The sequence below is a fragment of the Sphingomonas sp. DC5200-1 genome, from assembly GCF_049897245.1.
Lineage (GTDB): Bacteria > Pseudomonadota > Alphaproteobacteria > Sphingomonadales > Sphingomonadaceae > Sphingomonas > Sphingomonas aquatilis.
In genome coordinates this window covers 107382-128746 of record NZ_JAFCVW010000007.1, presented here as the reverse complement: position 1 = coordinate 128746, position 21365 = coordinate 107382, and the positions used below count along the sequence as shown (strand labels likewise).

The window sequence follows — 21365 nt, the reverse complement described above, 5'->3', positions numbered from 1 at the left end:
AAGCGTTGCCTGACCACCCGATGAAGACGCTTCAGCTTTTCGCCGCTCTTCTTCCGGCCGGCCTGTGGCTCCTGGCCGCCAACCTGCTTGTACGCACGACGCGCCTTGGCAGAACCTACAGTCTGATCTCCACCCCGCATGTGCTCGTGCTGATCCGATGGATCGGAATGTTCCATCGCATCGGATTCGCGACATGGAGGCGCCGCGGAGGGAAGTGGCACTGGTCCTCACAACCAGGGCCGATCGCATGATCGTGAGGATCCGAAGGTCGGCATACCGACCGGCATCGACCGCATCGAGGGAGCGACGATACGCTGCGAAGACGCCGAAGCGCCGCGGCGGTCGGAGCACGATCCGACTTCGGACGATTGGTGATGGAAGGCTGTCCCGACCGACCGGGCGAAGCCGATCGCGCGGACATTCGCGTTTGGGAGTACTGCCATGCTGGCACTGAGCTACACCATCATCCCGACCATCGCGGTCATTCTGGGCGCAATTGCCGCGGTCGTGCGACGTCCCGGTGCCGCCTTTACCAGCGCCATGCAGCATCTCGCGGCCGGCGTCGTGTTCGCCGCGGCGGCGACAGAGATCCTTCCGCAGGTCAAGCACGAGGCGAGCCCGACCGCGACGTTGATCGGCGGGGCCGCCGGTGTGGCGGTCATGCTCGCGCTCAAGGGCTTCGAGGAACGCTTCGAAGGTCCCGCCGCGCTGCTGGGCGCGATCGGGATCGACCTGCTCATCGATGGCCTCGTGTTGGGACTGGCATTCGTCGCCGGCGCCAAGGCGGGCATCCTGCTGACGGTCGCGCTGACGCTCGAGGTGCTGTTCCTCGGCGTGACGCTCACGACGGAACTCGGTGAGACCATGCGCTCCAGGCTGCGGGTCGTCCTGACGGTCGCAGGCCTCGCCCTTCTGCTTCCGATCGGATCGCTGGCCGCGCTGCCGGTGGCCACACTGTCACCCGTGGTGATCGCCGGCTTTCTGAGCTTCGGCCTCATGGCGCTCCTCTATCTGGTTACCGAGGAGCTGCTGGTCGAGGCGCACGAGAAGCCGGACAGCCCACTCATCAGCGCCTTCTTCTTCATCGGCTTCCTCGCGCTGCTCGCGCTCGAGGAGATCGCCGGATGAACCGCCTCGATCCCAATCGGCGCCCTGCGCCCACCCATCCGAAAGGAGAGACGACATGCCCACGATGAAGAAAATGCTGGCGGTCGCGGCCGTCGCCGCGACCGCGTCGGTGAGCGCGCAACCGGTCGCACAGACCATGCCGCACGGACGGCACCTGCGACCGGCCGCACCGACAGGTTCTCCCGCGACGCGGGCGTATCGCGCAGCCAACGCCAAGATGCACGGCGTCATGGACATCCGGTTCACCGGGGATGCCGATGTCGACTTCATGCGTGCGATGATCCCGCACCACGAGGGCGCGATCGCGATGGCGGAGGTCGAGCTGAGATACGGCCGCGATCCCGAAGTGCGGAAGCTCGCACGGGAGGTGGTCATGGCGCAGCGGGCTGAGATCTCGCGGATGCGCATCTGGCTCGCGAAGCGGGAGGCCGGCAAGTGAGCGCCGGTCACGACCACGGCGCCGGAGCGCACGATGCTGGCGCAGGGCACGATCACAGCCATGGCGCGGGCGGTCACAACCATGCGGCCGGCGCCAACGCCAAGATGCTGAGCTGGGCGCTCGCGCTGACCTTCACCTACTTCATCGCGGAGGTGATCGGCGGCTTCGTCTTCAACAGCCTGGCGCTCCTCTCGGACGCCGCTCACATGATGACCGACGTGATGGCGCTGGTGATCGCGCTGCTGGCTATCAAGCTGGGCCAGAAGCCGGCCGACGACAAGCGGACGTTCGGGTATCGTCGTTTCGAAATCCTCGCTGCGGCCTTCAATGCCGTGCTGCTGTTCGGCGTAGCGATCTACGTCTTCGTCGAGGCGATCAAGCGCTTCAGCACCCCACAGGAGGTTCAATCCTGGGGCATGCTGATCGTCGCGACGATCGGCCTCGTCGTGAACATCGTGTCGATGCGGTTGCTGATGGCGGGTAAGGAAGGCAGCTTCAACGTCAAGGGCGCCTATCTGGAGGTCTGGGCCGACATGATTGGCTCCGTCGGCGTCATCGCCGGCGCTCTCACCATCCGCTTCACGGGTTGGACCTGGGTCGACCCAATCGTAGCGGTCGGCATCGGCCTGTGGGTCCTGCCGCGTACGTGGATCCTGCTGCGCGACACCAGCAACGTCCTACTAGAAGGCGTTCCGGGCGGCCTCAAGCTCAGCGAGGTTCGCACCGCCATCGCCGGCGTGCGCGGCGTCGCCGACCTTCATGACCTGCATGTCTGGTCGATGAGCAACGACGAGGTGAACTGTACGGTCCACCTCGTACTCGATCGCGGTGCCGACGTCGATGGGACGCGCTCGGCCGTTCAAGCGCTTCTGCGAGACCGATACGAGATCGGACACAGCACGATCCAGACTGAGGTCTCGGGACGCGATTGCGCCGAACAGGGCATCCATCCTTGAGCCTCTCGGGCGAACCTCAAGGGCAGGCCATGAACGACATCCCATCGTCATCGCAGCGCCGTGACGGCGTTATGCTGGCTCCCGGATGTCAGCTCGGACTGCTGATCGCCGACCGCCGAGGGGGCGAGCTCTACTATCGCCCCCGATGCCGAGGCGTCTGGTTTGACCCGAGCAGACTCGACAAGGTCATCGCGCGAAATCCGCCTACGCTGGCATTGATGGTCCGCGGGACAGCCCGCATCCCAGCAGCGCCCGCTTCCCTGCCCGGGGGCCTGAAACCAGACCGAAGAGCACGCCCGGCATTCGCGGCGCTGGCCGCCATGAGCGAAGTCGACGAGGGGGCGTGATCGACGGCCTCTTCAACCACTGAAAAGCAAGGCGACGAAGAGCCGTCGCTTGCAAGCAGCATTCAAGCCGACGTGATCAATGGCGCCGCCAATCCAGGCGGTGTCCTGGGCATGATCAGAGCGATGTCTGCGCAGGCGTCACGCATGGATGCTCACCATCGATAAAGCCGAGCAACGGCTGCATACCGGAGTAAATTCGTGAAACTCATCAACATCGCCATCGTCGGCATCGGCAACTGCGCGAGCTCGCTCGTCCAGGGGCTGGAGCATTATCGCGGAGGCACCAACGACGCGGCCGGCCTGATGCACTGGGAAGTCGGCGGCTATGAACCCTCCGACATCAAGGTCGTCGCCGCCTGGGACGTGGATACGCGCAAGGTCGGCAAGGACGTCGCCGAGGCGATCTTCGCCAAGCCCAATTGCACCGCGGTGTTCGCCGCCACCATCCCGTCGACCGGCACGGTGGTGAAGATGGGCGCGGTGCTGGACGGCGTCGCCGACCATATGAGCCAATATAAGGACGATCGCACCTTCGTGGTCGCCAACGACACGCAGCCGACCAAGGAAGAGGTCGTCGCCGAACTGAAGCGTTCGGGCACCGACGTGCTGATGAACTACCTGCCGGTCGGCAGCCAGGAGGCGACCGAATTCTACGCCGAATGCGCGCTGGAAGCCGGCGTCGCCTTCGTCAACAACATTCCGGTCTTCATCGCCTCCAACCCCGAATGGGCGAAGCGCTTCGAGGATGCCGGCGTCGCGATCATCGGCGACGACATCAAGGCACAGCTGGGTGCGACGATCGTCCACCGCGTGCTCACCGACCTGTTCGCCAAGCGCGGCGTCAAGCTCGACCGGACGTATCAGCTCAACACCGGCGGCAACACCGACTTCCTCAACATGTCGAACCACCGCCGCCTCGAATCCAAGAAGATCTCGAAGACCGAGGCGGTCCAGTCGGTCGCGGCCGAGCGGCTCGACGACGACAACGTCCATATCGGGCCGTCGGACTACGTGCCGTGGCAGAACGACAACAAGGTATGCTTCCTGCGCATGGAAGGCCAGCTGTTCGGCGGCGTGCCGATGAACCTGGAACTGCGCCTGTCGGTCGAGGATTCGCCCAACAGCGCCGGTGTCGCGATCGACATGATCCGTTGCGCCGCGATCGCCAAGGACCGCGGCATCGCCGGCGTGATCGACCCCGCATCCGCCTATTTCTGCAAGCATCCGCGCACCCAGATGACTGACGACCTCGCCCAGATCGCGGTCGAGAACTTCATCGCAGGCGCATGAGGCCATCGATGCTTCGTACATCACGCCTACACTTGATCGGCATGGTGCTCCTCGCGGGCGCCGTGCCGGGTCGGGCACAGTCGCAGGCCGCCCCGAAAGCCGGCGCGTCCGCGTCGTCCACAAAGCCCCCGACCGACATCTATGGCCGCGACACGCCGCGAGGCACCGTCTCGGGTCTTCTTTCCGCAATGGCCGAGCGCGATTACAGCCGGGCCGGCCGCTACTTCGAAGCCAAGGCGGACGTTCGCCGTCTGACGGAGGAGCTTCAGTCCGTATTGGATCAGAGCGGTGCGATCGATCCGTTCGTTTCGCTGTCCAACGACCCGCAGGGAAATCTGGAGGACGGTCTCGGGTCCAACATCGAACGGGTAGGAAGCCTCTCGAGAACGGGTGACGTACCCATACTCCTTACCCGTGGCGGAACGGCAACGGCCGGCAACGTCTGGCGTGTGGCGCTGAAGACCAGCATCGCCGCACGGCGGCTGCACGAGCATAGGAACACCGGCAAAGGCGGGCAACCGATCGAAATCGGGGGCGCGGCGGTCGGGGACTGGTCGACCCTGCTCGGCCTCGCGTCGCTCGTCTTCCTTGGCTTCTACGTGGTCAGCGCCGGGATCCTCTTCGTGATGAGGCGCACGATCCACGATCACGAAAGGAGCAGGACCTATCGTGTGGCTCAGGCGGCGATGCCGCCGGTAAGCCTGTTCGGGGCGACCCTGCTGTTCCAGCTATGGGCGGGATCGCTGCCGGTCTCCATCATCGCACGTCAAATCCTGCTGCGGTACCTGGGTGTTTTCGCCTGGATCGCGCTGGCGTGGTTCTTCGCCCGCATGATCGATGCGGTGGCACAGCTCAGCATCAATCGGCTCAAGGGACTGGAACGACGGCAAGCGGTGTCCGTGATCAGTCTCGTCCGTCGCGCTGCGAAGCTCGTCCTGCTGTTCATCGCGGTCGTGGCCGTCCTCGACACGTTCGGGATCGACGTCACGACGGGGGTCGCCGCATTGGGCATCGGCGGCATCGCCTTGGCTCTCGGGGCGCAGAAGACGGTCGAGAACCTGGTCGGAAGCGTGACGTTGATCGCAGACAAACCCGTGCAGGTCGGCGACTTCTGCAAGGTCGGTGACGTGGTAGGCACGGTGGAGGACGTCGGCATACGTTCCACTCGCATCCGCACCTTGGAGCGGACCGTGGTGACCATTCCAAACGGAGATTTCTCGGCGCGACAGATTGAAAACTTCGCTCGACGGGACTCCTTCCTATTCAATCCGATCATCAGGTTGGAGCACGGGATCAGGTCCGACAAGCTGCCCGCGACCCTCCACATGATGACGGAAATCCTGGAGGCGAACGAACATATCATCAAGCCGGGCGCGCGGGCGCGCCTGAAGGACATCAATCTGAGCTCCGTAGACATAGAAATCTTCTCCTACATCAGGGCGCAGGACTTCGACGAGAGCTTGATCATCCGACAGGATTTGCTCTTGAAGATCCATGCCAGCTTGGAGAAGGCTAAGGTTCCGATAGCCTACGCCACGCAGACCGTTCACCTGAAGCATGTGGATACCGACTCGGACGACGTGCCTGCGGAAGTCTCGCCGATTATAACCTGAACCTGGGACTTGCGCAGGGTGCGGGAGCGTGTTCGTCGAAGAAAGGTGCATCTAATGCGATGATGCAGGTCTTACCTGCGCTGCATCATCAGAAGCCACAGGTCCTCTCATACATGCGATGGCGTTCGATCCGGCTCATGCCAGTGGAACTATTCTTTAGCGGATTTGCATATTTCCCCTGCCGATCCGCAATTGAGGTTTGGACATGGCGGATCCTCATCAATAGCTCGTCAATCGACGGAGGCGCTGCGCGCTTCGGTTTCCCACGCGCAGCGCCTTGGCTCACGGCAACCTGACGGTCGCCAGTCCCGAGTTGCCCGTTCGGCCGTTCACGGCGTTGACGTAGATCTTCGCCTTCCCGGCTCGCGGTAGGGCGATGCGCCCACTGAACGTCCCAGGCGCCGCGGTGAACGCAAGCGGCGCGCTCGCCAGTTCGTGGCGCCCGCTCCAGATGCTCGCAGTGACGGCGTAATCGGCGGATGGCCAAGGTCCATCGGGAGTTATCGGGCAGCCGCACATCAGCTCGACCTTGGCCGTGATCAAAACCGATCGGCCCTGCGTCGATATGGTGGGCGTGATCGCGAGCCCCGGAAGCTCGACAAGCCAGCCATTGCCTGCCGTCACCGGCACGCCTGGGACGATCCAGCGCTGCGATCTCACGCTGATCCTGGATCGAGGACGACCTATGGGGCCCTCCACCTCAAGGTCAACGAGCGTCGGCTCGCCGAGATCGAGAGTGACCTTGTAGGATGCGGCATCGGCAAGCGCGATCGAAGGGCTGCGTCGAGACGCCTCCATGATCCGCTCCGTGTCGCCCGTCCCGCCCCTTGTGACGCCGCGTGCGAGCACCCTGCCCGATTTCACCTCGCGCAGCGTGATGGATGCTCCTCCCGTGTGATCGCCGACGAACTTCCCGTCCTGGCTGATTACCCGCACGACGATCTGCGTCGGCTCGGCCGCCGCGGGCGCGACCATCAAGAGCCATGCGATGCATGCCACCGTCGACTTCAGCATGATCAGGCCCTCTCCGTCCGAAGCGTCTGCCTCGCCGAGACCTCGAAGATGATCCCGAGCTGAAAGGACATGATCACGATGGCGCACGACGAGAGGATCGTCGAGTCGAACCAGATCGGATCATGAAGCTTGAACGTCCCTTTGAACATCGCGAGCCAGCCGCCATTGAAGTTCTGCATCATGCCGACGCCCAACCCGAGCGTGGCAACAGCGACTGCGGCATACCGGAGGAAGAACCGATTGCCGTACGGGAGAAGCAGAATCAGTATCCCCAGGATACCGATCGCCGAACGTTGGACTCGACAGAACGGACAGGCGTAGGTCGCCTGTGTGAGATCCAACGTCCAAGTGGCGACGCTGATCAGGATCGATACAAGCCCTGCCAGGAGCAGGAAGCGTTTGGTGCTGATGGCTGCGAGCGTTGTCTCGCTGTGACGTTGGCTGAGCATGAAGGTATGTTCCTCGCTTAGGTCGAGTCTGGTCGCGCGCCATCCGCGGACCGGAGGCGTCATGCGACCTTTCGAATCTTCCATCGGTCATGGAATTATGGTTGGAGGCGGCGGACGCAGAGGATGCCGCCTGACCGATGCCTAGCGGGTCGAGGGTGGTCCCCGTAGTGGAGGACGAAGACGTGGAGGAGCCGGCACAGTGCTTCGTACGGCGTGGAAGATCGACGTCTTGATGATGAAAGCGAGGGCGGCAGTCAGTAGGACCGGATCGACCGCCGAGCAGATCGAGGTGTCCGTGGCGGAGACCGAGCACGGTGACGCAGGGCGGATGGATTCGGAGCCGTCGCGCGTGTCCGTCGACGCACCCGGAACCTGAACGAGGGTCACCAGCGGACCAGAGCTCGTGCAAACCGCCATGACCACGTGGTTGCCCGCCCTCTGCGGCATGAAGCCGCTCGGGACGACGAGTCTTGCTGCGATCGCGAGCACCGCGAACCATATCGCCAGATGGCGCGAACATGGTTGTTGGAGCATACCCATGATGACGGGGTACATGACGTTCAACGCCGTGTCATGCAGGTTGTGGGCTTTCGACCGGAGAGTTGGTGCTTGATGCCGCGAGCGTGTTCACACCGACGACCAGCGGCGCGACACGTACGTCTCGCCCCATCCATCCGGGGAGCGGCCAAACTTTCAAATGTCCGGGATCCACAGGTAGTCCGATGGTGTGCCCTTCGCGAGGAACACGGGCCCGCCGGCACCGTGGCCGTTCGGTGCGGTAGCCCCAGCGCCCGCCTTGAAACGCATCGACGCCGCTACCGCGTGGATCGCGGCGCGAGGTTCGGCTTCCGCGACCAACGGTGTGCCACGTGACACACCGCGGGCTACTGGCGAGAAAGAAATCGATCCCGTCTTACGGGTCGACGATGATCGGGCGCTTCGGATCTATGGATCGGTGCGTATGGTCTTTTATAGCTAGCTCATCGCATGCAAAACGCACCAAAATTGAGAGTGGTACCTTTGAACCTGTAGCACACGGAAAGTGTACTGAGACCCGGTAGTGCTATACGGGTATACCCAAAACGCACCTCCTAAAAAGCGCATCTGGCAGGATCGTAGCGGTGTGACACGTAAGGACAAGCATGACATTGGAGTGGAAGATAGGCGCAAGAGCGACATTGTTGTCGTAGGCGGACGTTTTAGCTATATTGCATCGAAGTGGTGCATCGGGGCTGACGTGCTAACATGACCTTGCAAATTAATATTACCCCTAACGGGCGCATGAGTCTGCCAGCGGACGTCCGGAAGCGCCTCGGTCTGAGTGGCGGTGGTGCGGTCTACCTCGACGAAACCGAAGATGGTGTGGTCTTGCGAACAGCAAGTCAGGCAGTGGCACGTGCCCAAGCCCTGGCCAAGCAGTACACCGGCGGTAACCCTGACGCTTCTGTTGACGCTTTTCTCGCCCGACGTCGGGAAGAGAGCGGCGAATGAGCGTGGTGCTTGACGCGTCTGCGATCATCGCGATGCTCAAGGGCGAGCGCGGCGCGGCAAAAGTTGCGGCGGAAATCGGTGGCGCGCGAGTGAGCAGCGTCAACTATGCCGAGGTCGTCAGCCACTTCGTCCATGCCGGCATGCCCGAGCGCGAAGTCGATGCGATGCTTGATCCATTGCCGCTGACGGTCGTGCCGGCCGACAAGGCGCTCGCGCAGATCGCTGGGCGGTTGCGGGCGGCCACAGCCGAGGCGGGGCTCAGTCTCGGTGACCGTTTCTGCCTGGCACTCGCACGGCGCGACGGTCTGCCCGCATGGACCAGCGACCAGAATTGGAAGAAGGTCGCCGACGCCGTCGAGGTCAAGGTTGTCGCGATCCGCTGACTTCGTACGGTCAAGGGTTAGGGGAGCGGGTAGGGGGCTCGGCTCGACTGCCATGGCCCACACCGCCAGAAGGTTTCGATGCTACGCCTGATCCACACAGCAGACTGGCAACTCGGCAAGCCATACGGCCGCTTCGACAGCGATGTGCGCGCTGCCCTCAGCGAAGCCCGATTCGATGCGATTGACGCGATCGGCAAGGCGGCAGCGGAGCATGAGGTCAGGCACGTACTGGTCGCCGGCGATGTGTTCGATACCGAAGGACCAGAAGACCGTGTGATCGTGCAGGCGGTATCGCGAATGCAGCGCTATGCCTGTACCTGGTGGCTGCTGCCCGGCAACCACGACTTCGCCCGCAATAGCGGCTTGTGGGACCGTGTCCGCGCCAAGGGCGCCGCCAATGTCCGCGTCCTCGCCGAGCCGGTGCCATGCGAGTTGGAGCCCGGGCAGTGGCTGCTGCCGGCACCGCTAACCCACCGGCACAATCTCGACGATCCAACCGCGCTGTTCGACACGATGGAGACGCCAGGCGCGCGCTCGCGCATCGGTCTCGCTCACGGCTCGATCCGCGACTTCTCGTCGCGCGGCGAGGCGCAGAACCAGATCGCACCTGATCGCGCGCAGCGCTCCAACCTCGACTATCTTGCGCTCGGCGACTGGCACGGGAGCCTCAGGGTCGATGCGCGCACCTGGTACTCAGGAACGCCAGAAACCGACCGCTTCCAGCGGGATGAGCCGGGCTACGCTCTGCTCGTGACGCTTGAGGCAGGGGCGGAGCCGTCGGTATCGCCAATCCGTACTGGCAGGTTCCAGTGGCTGATGCGCTCGTGGACGGTGGCCGACGCGGAGGGCTTTGCCGCCGAGTGCGACCGGCTGCTTGCGCAGGTCGAACCATCGGCAACCCTCCTGCAGCTCTCGCTCTCGGGTATCGTCAGTTTGTCCGATCGTATCGCGATCCTTGCGCGTCTCGACAATGACCTGCGCCATCGCCTGCGCCATCTGGTGGTTACCGCCGACGATCTCGTCGGTCGGCCGAGCGAACAGGATTTGGCAGACCTGCGGGTCGAGGGAATGATAGGTACGGCCGCGGGCAAGCTGATGAGCATGATAGAGGCCGGTGGCAGCGACGGCGCCATTGCCAGGCGCGCGCTTGAGCGCCTGTTTGTGGAACATCAGCGTGGGCAGGACGCGGCATGAGCCTTCGAATCCGGCGCGTTGCGCTTTCAAACTTCCGCAAATACCGCGACCCCTTCGTGCTCGACGGGCTGACCAACGGGCTCAACGTCATCATCGAGCCCAACGAAACTGGTAAGTCGACGCTGCTGGAAGCGATGCGCGCCGCCTTCTTCATCCGGCACAACACCGCCAACCGGCTTGCGCGTAGCTATGCGCCTTACGGTGAGGCCGTCGCTCCGCAGATCGAGATCGGCTTCGAGGCGAAAGGTGAGGCGTGGGAAGTCAGCAAGCGCTTCCTGAAAAGTGCTTCGGTTGAGGTTCGGGGACCGAACGGGCGTGCGCAGGGCGAGGATGCCGAGGCGCAGCTGCAAGCACTGCTCGGTGCGCGTCGCGACACCAGCCAGGGCGGCGACGCGGCCGCCCACGGCGCACTCGGCCTGCTGTGGGTCGGGCAGGCACAGGCGCTTGAAGTGACGGCGCCGGGTGAGATCGTGCGCGACAGCGTTCGCGCTACGCTGGAAGCTGAGGTCGGCACGATCATGGGCGGTGCCGCCTACCAGCGTGTTCGTCCCCGCATCGACAGCCAGTTCGCGGAATACTGGACCAACAGCGGTCGGCCGACCGGTCGCCAGACCGCGGCACGCGACGAGCATGAGGCAGCACAACGCGCCGCGAGCGAGGCGGCCACTCGGCTTGCCGCCTTGGAACAAGGCTTCTCCGATCTCGAGGCTGCGCGAGCGCGGCTAAAGGTGCTAGACCGCGATCTTGCCGATACCACCGATGCTGAGCAGCGTCGGACGCTGGTAGGCCAGCTCGATGTGGCGCGCTCTGCCGCTCAGCTGCTCGACACACGCCGCGCAGAGCACGGCCGCCTTGTCGAACGCGTCAGGGCCCTTGAGGATCTCGCATCGCGCCTCGCAACCGCCCGCAAAGCTGTCAGCGACACGGCTACGGCGCTCAGCAAGGCACGGGATAGTCGATCCGGCTTGGTCGGGGAGCTGGCGGCCGCACAGGAAAGAGCGAGGATAGCCCGTGAGCTGCTAACCCGTGCTCGTGACACTCGGCGGACCGCTCACGCGGCACTTGATGCTGCTCGGATTCGGGCTGCGGAGCGCGAGCGCCGGGGGGCAATCGGCGAGGCACGACGGCGTTATACCGAGTTGGTTGGGCTGGAGGCCGAATACGAAGCGACGCGACAGCTCGCGACTGCGACGATCCCTGCCACCGTCATCAAGGCCCTCGAAGAACGTGAACGTGCCGTGGACAAGGCGCGGGCGGCTATGGATGCCGGTGCGACGCGGATAGAGTTCGCCGGTGATGTCAGCGGTCTGACGATCGACGGAGCTGCGGCGGAGCGTGGAGACCGCATGCTGTCTCGCGAGACGCGCATCAGACTGGGCGATGCCGAACTGATCATCCGTCCGCCGGTCGGGCTGCAAGGCGCCGAGACGGCACTCGCCAATGCGACCGATGATCTGAACTCAGCCTTGGCTGAGCACGGGGTGGAGAGTGTCGCTGCGGCTCGTGATCGTAACGAGGCGGCACGAGACGCGGTCGCCAACCTTCGCACGCTTGAAGCGCGGATCGCCGGGATCACGCCTGCCGTGACGCTGCTCGACGTCGAGGCGGGTGCTTCGGCCCTGAAACTTTTCATCGCCGGATTGCGGGAAGGCGCGGAAGGGGAGGGGAGTGGCGAAGAACCAGACGTCGAGGCGCTGACGATCGCGTCACGTGAGGCGGATATAGCGCTGGCAAAGGCTGAAGGTGTCGATGCGGTGGCATCCGAGCAGTTGCGCGAGGTGGAGGCGCGCAATGCTCCATTGATGGTTCAGGAAGCTGGCGCCGAGCGGGATGCGCTGAATGTCGCGGCCCAGCTTGCCACCCTGGAAGCCAAGTCCGAGGTGGCCTCGCTTGACGACGCTTTGCGCGATGCGCGCCAGCAGGAGGCGGCAGCGCTCGTCAACCTGCAGGATGCCGAACGCGCGGCGACTGCGCATGACGTTGTGACGATCGAACGGCAGATCGGACTGCTGGACAAGCGGGTCGAGGTGGCCCGGGCCCAGCGTACCGACCTGGAAAAGGTGATTGCCGGGCTCGAGGCGCGGATCGAGGCGGAAGGCGGCAAGGGGCTGGCCGACCGCGCCGCAGTTGCGCGTGAGGAGGCTGATGCCGCAGCTGCCAATCTGGCACGTGTGACGCAGGAAGCCGAAACGCTGAAGTTGCTTCGCGACACTTTGGAGAGCGCACGCGCCGAGACGTCACGGACGTTCGTCGGGCCTGTGGCGCGGCGTGCGCGCCGGCACATCGAACGGCTGCTGCCGGGCGCGGACCCCGGCTTTGGCGACGACCTTGGCCTGGCGTCGATTGCGCGGGGCGGATTAGCCGAGGGTTGCGGCGATCTCTCCAGGGGCACGCAGGAACAGCTGGCAGTCCTCACGCGGCTTGCCTTTGCCGACATGCTCCTCGAGCAGGGCATGCCGGTCTCGCTGATCCTGGACGACCCGCTGGTCTATTCGGACGATACCCGCCTCGATCTTATGACCGAGATTCTGACGGAGGCAGCAACGCGAATGCAGGTCATCCTGCTTACCTGTCGTGATCGCGCCTTTCGCCATCTTGGTAACCGGATTAGCCTGGCGGGAGGTCGGTAACGGAACCTAGAAATTCTGGTGGTTAGCGGACCGGCCGCTTTTGGGTAAAGCAAGGCGCATAGCTGACGTTGGCTACCGCGGCCCCCGTTCCGATTGGGATCCCATGCGAGACGGGATCCCGAAACCTTGGGGTGTCATCTCGCCCTCAACCGGACCGGCCACCAGCGGCGCATTTTTCAACAGCCCCGGTCGATTTTCTGGCGGTCTGGCTTTCCGTTTCGCCACGCTCGACAAGCAGTTCGGGAAACGGCACCCGCCTTGCCGTATGTCGTGCAACTCGCGCATTGGTAGTGCTGGCCGCCCTTCCCAATCGGGATAGGACAAACTGAAAGTCAGGCGATCGTATCCACCACACCGCCGTCAACGCGTAGCGCCGCACCGGTGGTCGCGGACGCTTGTGGAGAGGCGATGTACACGCACAGGTTGGCGACTTCCTCGACCGTGGCAGCGCGCTGGATGATCGAGGACGATCGGTGTGCCTTGACGAAATCGGCGCCGGCCTCTTCCAACGATTTGCCCGAGGCGACCGCATCCGCCAGCATCTCGGATACGCCCTCCGAGAGCGTCGGACCGGGAAGGATAGCATTCACCGTTACACCCGTACCCGCCATGCGCTTGGCGAGGCCACGCGACAGGGCGAGGTCGGCGGTCTTGGTCACGCCGTAGTGGATCATGTCCGCCGGGATGTTCAGGCCCGACTCCGAGGACAGGAACAGCACGCGACCCCAGCCCTTGTCGCGCATCCGCGGCAGATAGGCCCGGGACAGGCGTACGCCCGACAGCACATTGACCTTGAAGAAGCGTTCCCATTCCGCGTCAGGCGTCTCGAAAAAGTCCTGCGGGCCGAAGATGCCGGCATTGTTGACCAGGATGTCGACCGCCGGAAGCGCGGATACGATGGCATCGCATCCGGCTTCCGTTCCAACGTCTCCGGCTACACCGCGCACATCGGCATCCCCGACCTCACGCTTCAGCCTGGCCACCGCCTCCTGGGTGCGGCTCTCGTCGCGCCCGTTCAGGACGACGATCGCCCCGGCTGCCGCCAGCCCCTTCGCGATTGCGAAGCCGATACCGGCGGTCGAACCGGTCACGAGCGCTGTTTTGCCGGAAAGGTCGATGTTCATGCGCTATCTCCAGGGATGGCTTTTTAACCGTCGGAGGATTGCGTAACGTCAGCCCTGCGCGGCGAGTTGCGCCCGCACGGCGTCGGCCAGCGGCGTCGTCGGACGTCCGATCAGCTTCGAGAGCTGATGGCCGTCATCGAACAGCGCGCCGTTCGAGGCATCGACGTCCCACGCCGCGAGCCCTTCGGCGAAGCCCTCGGGCAGGCCGACCTGCTTCAGGATCGCAGCGTAGTCGGCCTGCGGCAGGTCGCGGTACGGGATGTCGCGACCCGTCTGGCGCGAGATCTCGGCGGCAAGGTCGGCAAGCGTCACCGCGTCGTCACCAGCCAGCTCATAGGTCTTGCCCTCATGGCCCTCGCTGGTCAGCACGACGGCTGCGGCCTCGGCATAATCGGCACGGGTCGCGAGCGACAGGCGTCCCTCGCCAGCGCTGCCGACGAACGCGCCATTCTCCAGAGCCGCCGGGATCGAGCCCGTGTAGTTCTCGGTGTACCAGCCATTACGCAGGAGGGTCGTCGGGATGCCGGAGGATGCCAGCATCGCTTCGGTCGCACGGTGCTCCTCGCCTAGGCTGATCGGCGAGCGGTCGGTGTGGAGCAGGCTGGTGTAGACGATACGCTTGATGCCCGCCTGCTTGGCGGCCTCAATGACGTTGCGGTGCTGCGGCTCGCGCTGCCCGACTTCGCTCGACGAGATCAGGAGCAGCGTGTCGACCCCGGCCAGTGCCGGAGCAAGCGTCTCGGGCTGCGCGTAATCGAACGCGCGTGCCTCGACGCCCAGATCGCTGGCCTTCTCGGGCGAGCGCACCAGCGCCACGATCGGCTCGCCGGTCGACTTGCGCTTCAGGCTTTCGATGACGAGGCGGCCAAGCTGGCCGGTCGCGCCGGTGACGGCGATGGTCATGACAATTCTCCTTCGATGACGCGTTGAGAGTTGAGATCAGTTGAAACGGAAGCCGGAGATGGCGGTCGACAGCACTTCCTCGGCATAGACCCGGGCGCCTTCGCCTTCGGCCGCGCCGGCCGCGACCATCAGGGGCAGCAGATGCTCCTCCTTGGCCGGGGGATGGGCGAACCGCGCCGAGGGCGCATCGGCCCATTGCGTAAGACGCTCGGCCCGCTGTGGGCCGTCCAGCTCCATGCTTTCGGCCAGCCACTGGTCGAACGCCTGCGAGCCGGGCGTCGAGCGCGGATCGCCATAGGCGCGCATGTTATGGAAGCTCATGCCCGAACCTAGGATCAGCACACCTTCCTCACGCAGCGGCGCAAGGGCGCGGCCCGCAGCGACATGGAGGGCCGGGTCCAGCCCGCGCTCGACGGACATCTCGATCAGCGGAATGTCCGCATCCGGAAAGGCGACCTTGAGGGGCACGAACACGCCGTGATCCAGGCCCCGCTTCGGGTCGACAGACGAGGGGATGCCCGCATCCTTGAGCAGAGCCGCGGCACGGGCGGCGAGCGCTGGTGCGCCCGGCACGTCGTAGCGCAGCTGATAGGTATGGGGCGGGAAGTTGTAATAGTCGTAGATCAGCTCGGGCCGTTCGGCGCCGGTGAAGGCGAAGCCGTCCGTCTCCCAGTGTCCCGAGACGACGAGGATGGCCTTGGGCTTCTCGGCAAGCGAGTTCGGCAGGCTGCGCAGGAACGCTTCCATACCGCTCCACACGCCGCGCGGATCGTCCATGAAGAAGCAGGGGCCGCCGCCATGCGGGATGAAGTAGGTAGGCTGGACGCTCATGGTCATACACTCCGGTGCAGGCGCCACGGAAGCCGCCTGGATCATTGTTCGATCTGTTGACCGGAATATGTGCCCGATATCGCGCAATGATAATCGTTCGCGTAGAAGGATCAGCTTCAACCACGGGTAGGAAATCATGGCTGATCGATTGACGGGTATGGACGTGTTCGTCCGGGCGATCAGGCTCGGTGGCATCTCTGCTGCCGCACGCGATCTGCACATGTCGCCGGCGATGGCGGCCAAGCACCTAGACGCCCTCGAAGCGCGGCTCGGCACCACGCTGATCCAGCGCTCGACGCGTCGGCTGTCGCTGACCGAGGCAGGCACCGACTATTTCGAAAAGGCCGAACGTATCCTGATGGAGATCGGAGAAGCCGAGGCGGAGGCATCGTCGCGGTCGATCACCGCGCAGGGACTGCTGCGCGTCAGTGCGCCCGCCACCTTCGGCGTTCTGCACCTTGCCTCACTCATCCCTGCTTTCTCCGCACGTCATCCCGAAGTGACGATCGAACTGGGCTTCAACGATCGTTACGTCGACCTGCTGGAAGAACGTTGGGATGTCGCCGTACGGATCGGGCGCCTCGCCAACAGTGCGCTTGTTGCCCGCAAGCTCGTGGCGATGCGCGTCGTGTTGTGTGCCGCACCCTCTTATTTGGCGAGGCGGGGAACGCCAACCCGCCTGGCCGATCTCGGCGATCACGATTGCCTGGGCCACACCAACGCGTCGCTTGCAGGAACGACATCGTGGGCGTTCGGCAAAGACGGGACGATCAAGGTGCCGATCTCAGGATCGATGTGTTCCGACAATGGCGAGGCCTTGGTTCGCGCTGCCATCGCGGGCCAAGGGCTGGTCTATGGGCCACGCTTTATTGCGGCAGAGGCGCTTCGCGCCGGCCAATTGAGCGAGCTTGAGCTGGACGAGCCGCCTATGATGCTGGGAGCGGCATATGCCATCACACACCCGACGCGGCGCCCCGCCGCCAAGACGCGGGCGTGGATTGACTTCTTAGCCGAAGCACTCCCCGCTCTTGGCACCGATTGGTGAGAGGCCGAGCTAGCAGACGTCCCGAGTTTTCACCCGAGGACCGCGTCTGCTATCTCAAAACATCACGGTCTTTTATGATTGTAGATATCAGTGACCCAGCGAAAGCGACGCCCACAACCGCACATGGCTGGCATCGATAACGCCGAGGCTTGGTCCTTTTCAGTTGGTGCGGCGGGGGCCGCGGGCACGGCGGACGTTGCGGGTGAGCGTGAACCGCATCACTGCCAACCCTCGATGACGATCTTGCCGCGTGCGGTAGTGCTCTCAAGCGCCTGGTGCGCACGCTTGAGGTTCGCGGCGTTGATGGGGGAGAACCGTTCGGTGAGGGTGGTGCGCACGTCGCCGGCGTCCACGAGGCTGGCGATGGTCGACAGGATCTGACCCTGCGTTTCCATATCAGCGGTCTCGAACATGGACCGGGTGAACATGAACTCCCAGTGGGTCGACACCGACTTGCGTTTGAATGGTACGACATCGAGCGTCTTGGGGTCGTCGATGAGCGCAAAACGTCCCTGCGGGGCGATCATCTCGGCGATCTGCTCGATATGCTCGTCGGTGTGCGTGGTCGAGAAGACGAAAGCCGGCGCGCCAATGCCCAAATTCGCCACTTGCCGAGCCAGCGGCTGGCGATGATCGATGACATGGTGCGCACCGAGCTCGGCCACCCAGGCCTGCGTTTCAGGGCGCGAGGCTGTCGCAATGACGATCAGCTCGGGTACCTGGCGAGCAAGCTGGATTGCCATCGAGCCTACCCCGCCGGCACCCCCGACAATCAACAGCGCATGTGCTGCACCAGCTACAGGAGTACGCACGGACAATCGCTCGAAGAGGGCCTCCCACGCAGTGATCGCCGTCAGCGGCAACGCCGCTGCCTCTGCCCAATCGAGGCTAGCCGGCTTCTTCCCGACAATGCGCTCGTCGACCAAGTGCAACTCGGCGTTGGTCCCATCGCGGCCGATGCTACCCGCGTAGAACACCTCGTCGCCCGGTTCGAAGCCGCGCACATCAGGGCCAACCGCGCGAACGACACCGGCGGCATCCCAACCCAGGACGCGCCAATCACCGTGGATCGAACCCGAGCCAGCGCGCACCTTCGTGTCAACCGGGTTTACCGAGACAGCCTTGACCTCGACGAGGAGATCACGGCCGGTAGCGTTGGGATCGGGAAGTTCGATATCGACGAGAGCTTCTGTGCGATCGATCGTTCCGGGCTGCTGGTAGCCGATTGCGCGCATGATAAATCCTATCGTCAGAGGCTATATAGCGAATTTTGTTACCTACGGGATACGCACAAGCGACGTCGCGGTTCGACATCGTCCTCAGGCTGGCGACGGCGTGGCTGCCGCTGCCGTCTTCCCCGTGAGGTCAGTGATGACCGCGCCGATCAGCGCCCGTAGCCAGCGGTGTGCGGGATCATGCCGATAGCGGACGTGCCAAGCCATTTCCACGGGAAAGCTGCCAAGGTCGACCGGAGCCGGCAGGATCTTCAGCCGGGGGTCGTGCATCAGCCGCCTGCAGATGAGCGAGGGCAAGGTGGCGCAATAGTCGGTCACCGCCACCATCTCGGCTACCGCGAAGAAGTTTGTCACGGAGATTGCGACGTCGCGCTTCAGCTGCTGTTGCGCCAGCGCCTGGAACAGCCCGGCGCGCATCCGTCCGGGCGGCACGATGTTGACGTGCTTCATCGCCTCGAACTGCTCGCGCGTCATGGCATCGCCGACGCCCGGATGGTCGGCGCGGACGGCGCAGGCGAGCCCTTCGTCCATCAGGTGCTGGACGACGAGGTTGTCGGGCGGATCGACGATGCGGCCCAGCACGAGCGCCGTCGTGCCCGACACGACGCCTGTTTCCACAAGATCGTTGCCGTAGGGCGTCAGGCGGAGCTTGATGCCGGGCGCGACCTTCTCCAGGCGCGCCACGACAGCGGGGACCAGGACGAACTCGACATAGCCGTTCGGCGCGATGGTGAAGAGCCGTTCGGCCTGTGCGGGATCGAAGGCCTGCTGACCGAGGACCGCGTCGTCAAGCTGCGCGAGTGCCTCGGCGATCAGCGGTGAGAGTTCAAGCGCGATCGGGGTCGGCTGGATGCCGTAGCGCTCGCGGACGAACAGTTGGTCCTGAAGCATCAGTCGTAGACGCGATAGGGCATTAGACAGGGCGGGCTGTGTCATGCCCATTCGCTCGGCGGCCCGCGTGACGCTGCGCTCCTCCATCAACGCCACGAAGATCGGCAGCAGGTTCAGATCGTAGCGCACGCAGTCATCCTGTCAGACGTATATCTGACATTAGAAAGATAAACTTCTAGAATATATCAACTAGGCCCATTTCCCATCCATCGGCGACGGGCGCCGCGAACATGGAGGTTCAGATGAGCAAGGGTCAGGTTCTCGTTCTTGGATCGAACGCGACACAGCTCGGTCTGCGTGGCGGCAGTACCGCAACGGTCGGTCAGTATCTCAACGAAACGGCAGTCCCCGCGCTGGCACTGCTCGACGCCGGCTATGATATTGTTCTCGCTACGCCCAATGGGACCAAGCCGCACATCGATGCCGGTTCCGACACGAAGGACCACTTTGGCGGTGATGAGGCGGCATACCAGCGCGCCAAGGACTTCTTCGCCAGCCACCCGGCCATGAACGACGTCCGCACGCTGAAATCGGTCGTCGACGAGGGTCTGGACGGCTTCGTTGGCGTGTTCGTGCCGGGAGGTCACGCGCCCATCGTCGATCTGATGCAGGACCGCGATGCGGGCACGATCCTCCGTCACTTCCACGCGGCGGCCAAGCCGACCGCGCTCCTCTGCCACGGACCGGTGGTCGTTGTTTCTACGCTCGACGATGCTCCGGCCTTCCGCAAGGCGCTGGAGGAAGGCGATGACGCCGGGGCGGCCGACCTGGCGCGAGACTGGATCTACTCAGGCTACCGCATGACCGTCTTCTCGGCGAGCGAGGAGAAGATCGCTGAGGAGCAAGTGCTGAAGGGCGAGCTCTTCTTCGACATGGAAAAGGCGCTGCGGTCGGCCGGTGGCGACGTCTCTGTCACCGACAAGAACTTCGCTTCGAATGTCGTCGTGGACCGGGAGCTGATCACGGGTCAGAATCCGGCGTCGGACCAAGCCATGGCCGACGCTTTGATCGAAGCCCTCGATCGCGCCGCTGCGTGAGTACCAGGATGACGGGCGGGGCGCTCAGGATGCGCCCCGCTTCGGATATAACCAGGACAGGATATGGTGCCATGACCGCCAACGTGAAGATCGTCGCCGTCCTAACCGCCCGTGCGGATACCGTCGACCGCCTGCGCGCTCTGCTCGACGCCATGCTAAAGCCAAGCAGTGCCGAACCGGGCAATTTGCGCTACGATCTCTGGCAGGACCAGAGCGATCCGAACCGCTTCGTCCTCGACGAGCTGTACGCGGACGCGGATGCGGTTACCGCCCACCGCGCGACGCCCCACTTCCAAAACTACCTCTCTCAGATCGGCGATCTGGCCGAGCGCGCCACGTTTGTCCTCAACCCCGTCTCCGCGACCTAAGGGTGCTGCCATGGGCAAGCTTAAAGAATGGGTGGGGTCGGCGCTGCTGGCACAACCGTTCTACATAGAGGAGCTGCGGATGATCGGCCTGTTGGCACCTGCGCTTCGCGCGGGCCTTATCGGCCTCGTTCATCCACGCGGCTACCGCTGGCGCGGGGCCGCGACGCAGCGAAAAATCAACATCTGAAGTGAAGGAAACACAGTCATGACCAAAGGTATCGAAGGCAAGGTTGTTCTCATCACCGGCGGGAGCACCGGCATCGGCGCCGAGACCGCGCGTCTTCTCGCCGAACGCGGTGCGAAGGTCGCCATCGCCGCACGGCGCAAGGACAAGCTCGACGAGGTCGTCGCGCAGATCGCCGAGAACGGCGGAACGGCACGCGCCTATGCGCTCGACGTCACCGACAAGTCGGCGGTCCAGACCGTCGTCGCCGCGATCGTCGCCGACTTCGGCCGTCTCGACGTACTGATCAACAACGCCGGTCTGATGCCGATCCGTCCGATGGCCGAGGTCAACACCGACGAGTGGGACCAGATGATCGACGTCAATTTGAAGGGCACGCTCTACGGCATCGCCGCGGCTCTTCCCGGCTTCCTGGAGCAGGGCAGCGGCCACATCATCAACCTGAGTTCGGTCGCCGGCATCAAGGTCTTCGCCCCGGGCGGCACGGTCTATTCCGGCACCAAGTTCGCCGTCAGCGCGATCAGCGAAGGTCTTCGCCAGGAGGTGGGCGAGAAGGTCCGCGTCACGTCGATCGAGCCCGGAGCCGTCGAGAGCGACCTGAAGTTCACGACGTCGGGTACGGCTGCTGAGACGGTGCTGGACTTCTACAAGCAGGCCATCCCGGCGGCATCGGTGGCGCGTGCTATCGCGTTCGCTGTCGAACAACCTGATGACGTCGACGTCAACGCGATCGTCATCCGGCCGACCGCACAGCAGTTCTGATTTCGACGAGGAGGCGGGGCCGCGTTTGCTCCGCCTCATGGGGAACGTAGC

22 protein-coding genes are annotated in these 21365 nt (G+C 64.2%); 15 read left to right on the top strand and 7 right to left on the bottom strand.

Annotated features, from left to right (window positions below):
* Positions 1–441 precede the first annotated feature (441 nt).
* The 6 genes from ACP7A3_RS15965 (at position 442) to ACP7A3_RS15940 (ending at position 5773) form a co-directional block, all read left to right on the top strand.
* Complete coding sequence (locus ACP7A3_RS15965; RefSeq protein ID WP_043061453.1) at positions 442–1128, top strand: ZIP family metal transporter; 687 nt, start codon at positions 442–444, stop codon at positions 1126–1128.
* Positions 1129–1183: 55 nt separating this feature from the next.
* A complete protein-coding gene (gene copM / locus ACP7A3_RS15960) occupies positions 1184–1567 on the top strand; it encodes a CopM family metallochaperone (protein WP_052814285.1) in 384 nt (127 codons plus the stop codon).
* Positions 1564–2523 carry a cation diffusion facilitator family transporter gene (locus tag ACP7A3_RS15955; protein ID WP_043061452.1) on the top strand — a complete coding sequence of 320 codons (960 nt, stop codon included), beginning with the start codon at positions 1564–1566 and terminating at the stop codon, positions 2521–2523. Before copM ends, ACP7A3_RS15955 begins: the two co-directional genes overlap by 4 nt.
* Before the next feature lie 29 nt (positions 2524–2552).
* Positions 2553–2870: a zf-TFIIB domain-containing protein gene (locus tag ACP7A3_RS15950; protein ID WP_082049398.1), complete on the top strand. Its 318-nt coding sequence runs from the start codon at positions 2553–2555 to the stop codon at positions 2868–2870.
* Positions 2871–3068: 198 nt separating this feature from the next.
* Positions 3069–4160 carry an inositol-3-phosphate synthase gene (locus ACP7A3_RS15945; RefSeq protein WP_043061451.1) on the top strand — a complete coding sequence of 364 codons (1092 nt, stop codon included), beginning with the start codon at positions 3069–3071 and terminating at the stop codon, positions 4158–4160.
* A gap of 8 nt (positions 4161–4168) precedes the next feature.
* Positions 4169–5773: a mechanosensitive ion channel family protein gene (locus tag ACP7A3_RS15940; protein ID WP_043061450.1), complete on the top strand. Its 1605-nt coding sequence runs from the start codon at positions 4169–4171 to the stop codon at positions 5771–5773.
* Positions 5774–6055: 282 nt separating this feature from the next.
* Here ACP7A3_RS15940 and ACP7A3_RS15935 read toward each other — a convergent pair whose 3' ends face one another.
* Both ACP7A3_RS15935 and ACP7A3_RS15930 read right to left on the bottom strand, forming a co-directional pair.
* Complete coding sequence (locus tag ACP7A3_RS15935) at positions 6056–6787, bottom strand: hypothetical protein (protein WP_043061449.1); 732 nt, start codon at positions 6785–6787, stop codon at positions 6056–6058.
* A gap of 2 nt (positions 6788–6789) precedes the next feature.
* Positions 6790–7299 (bottom strand): disulfide bond formation protein B, encoded by a 510-nt coding sequence (locus tag ACP7A3_RS15930; protein ID WP_052814283.1) that lies wholly within the window; start codon positions 7297–7299, stop codon positions 6790–6792.
* A gap of 1182 nt (positions 7300–8481) precedes the next feature.
* Here ACP7A3_RS15930 and ACP7A3_RS15925 point away from each other — a divergent pair.
* The 4 genes from ACP7A3_RS15925 to ACP7A3_RS15910 all read left to right on the top strand — a co-directional run bounded on the left by ACP7A3_RS15925 (position 8482) and on the right by ACP7A3_RS15910 (position 12934).
* Positions 8482–8727: an AbrB/MazE/SpoVT family DNA-binding domain-containing protein gene (locus ACP7A3_RS15925; protein WP_022676113.1), complete on the top strand. Its 246-nt coding sequence runs from the start codon at positions 8482–8484 to the stop codon at positions 8725–8727.
* Positions 8724–9110, top strand: a complete 387-nt coding sequence (locus ACP7A3_RS15920) for a type II toxin-antitoxin system VapC family toxin (protein WP_043061448.1) — start codon at positions 8724–8726, stop codon at positions 9108–9110. The genes ACP7A3_RS15925 and ACP7A3_RS15920 overlap by 4 nt, the downstream gene beginning before the upstream one ends.
* A gap of 78 nt (positions 9111–9188) precedes the next feature.
* Entirely contained in the window at positions 9189–10304 is a 1116-nt protein-coding gene (locus ACP7A3_RS15915; protein WP_043061447.1) for a metallophosphoesterase family protein, read from the top strand.
* Positions 10301–12934, top strand: coding sequence for an AAA family ATPase (locus ACP7A3_RS15910; protein WP_061780453.1), 2634 nt, complete (start codon positions 10301–10303; stop codon positions 12932–12934). The genes ACP7A3_RS15915 and ACP7A3_RS15910 overlap by 4 nt, the downstream gene beginning before the upstream one ends.
* Before the next feature lie 332 nt (positions 12935–13266).
* On the opposite strand, the gene ACP7A3_RS15905 is transcribed toward ACP7A3_RS15910, so the two are convergent.
* Genes ACP7A3_RS15905 through ACP7A3_RS15895 form a run of 3 tightly spaced genes read right to left on the bottom strand, consistent with a single transcriptional unit; the run spans position 13267 to position 15798 of the window.
* The gene (locus ACP7A3_RS15905; RefSeq protein WP_061780454.1) at positions 13267–14058 is read right to left on the bottom strand and encodes an SDR family NAD(P)-dependent oxidoreductase; all 792 of its coding nucleotides are present in this window, start codon (positions 14056–14058) and stop codon (positions 13267–13269) included.
* Positions 14059–14106: 48 nt separating this feature from the next.
* Complete coding sequence (locus ACP7A3_RS15900) at positions 14107–14961, bottom strand: SDR family oxidoreductase (protein WP_043061431.1); 855 nt, start codon at positions 14959–14961, stop codon at positions 14107–14109.
* A 36-nt stretch (positions 14962–14997) separates the two neighbouring features.
* Complete coding sequence (locus tag ACP7A3_RS15895) at positions 14998–15798, bottom strand: DODA-type extradiol aromatic ring-opening family dioxygenase (RefSeq protein ID WP_174521625.1); 801 nt, start codon at positions 15796–15798, stop codon at positions 14998–15000.
* 151 nt (positions 15799–15949) lie between these two features.
* On the opposite strand from ACP7A3_RS15895, the gene ACP7A3_RS15890 reads away from it, so the two are divergent.
* Complete coding sequence (locus ACP7A3_RS15890; protein ID WP_243403486.1) at positions 15950–16837, top strand: LysR family transcriptional regulator; 888 nt, start codon at positions 15950–15952, stop codon at positions 16835–16837.
* Between the two features lie 218 nt (positions 16838–17055).
* Here the strand turns inward: ACP7A3_RS15890 and ACP7A3_RS15885 are convergent, their stop codons facing one another.
* Positions 17056–18072, bottom strand: coding sequence for a zinc-binding alcohol dehydrogenase family protein (locus ACP7A3_RS15885; RefSeq protein WP_426256591.1), 1017 nt, complete (start codon positions 18070–18072; stop codon positions 17056–17058).
* 84 nt (positions 18073–18156) lie between these two features.
* Positions 18157–19092, bottom strand: a complete 936-nt coding sequence (locus ACP7A3_RS15880) for a LysR family transcriptional regulator (RefSeq protein WP_043061434.1) — start codon at positions 19090–19092, stop codon at positions 18157–18159.
* 113 nt (positions 19093–19205) lie between these two features.
* On the opposite strand from ACP7A3_RS15880, the gene ACP7A3_RS15875 reads away from it, so the two are divergent.
* From ACP7A3_RS15875 to ACP7A3_RS15860, 4 genes are all read left to right on the top strand, one after another.
* Complete coding sequence (locus ACP7A3_RS15875; RefSeq protein WP_061780455.1) at positions 19206–20000, top strand: type 1 glutamine amidotransferase domain-containing protein; 795 nt, start codon at positions 19206–19208, stop codon at positions 19998–20000.
* Between the two features lie 71 nt (positions 20001–20071).
* Positions 20072–20368, top strand: a complete 297-nt coding sequence (locus tag ACP7A3_RS15870) for a putative quinol monooxygenase (RefSeq protein ID WP_426256590.1) — start codon at positions 20072–20074, stop codon at positions 20366–20368.
* A gap of 10 nt (positions 20369–20378) precedes the next feature.
* Positions 20379–20555, top strand: coding sequence for a hypothetical protein (locus ACP7A3_RS15865; protein WP_156477766.1), 177 nt, complete (start codon positions 20379–20381; stop codon positions 20553–20555).
* 18 nt (positions 20556–20573) lie between these two features.
* Complete coding sequence (locus ACP7A3_RS15860) at positions 20574–21314, top strand: SDR family oxidoreductase (protein ID WP_043061436.1); 741 nt, start codon at positions 20574–20576, stop codon at positions 21312–21314.
* Positions 21315–21365: the final 51 nt, after the last annotated feature.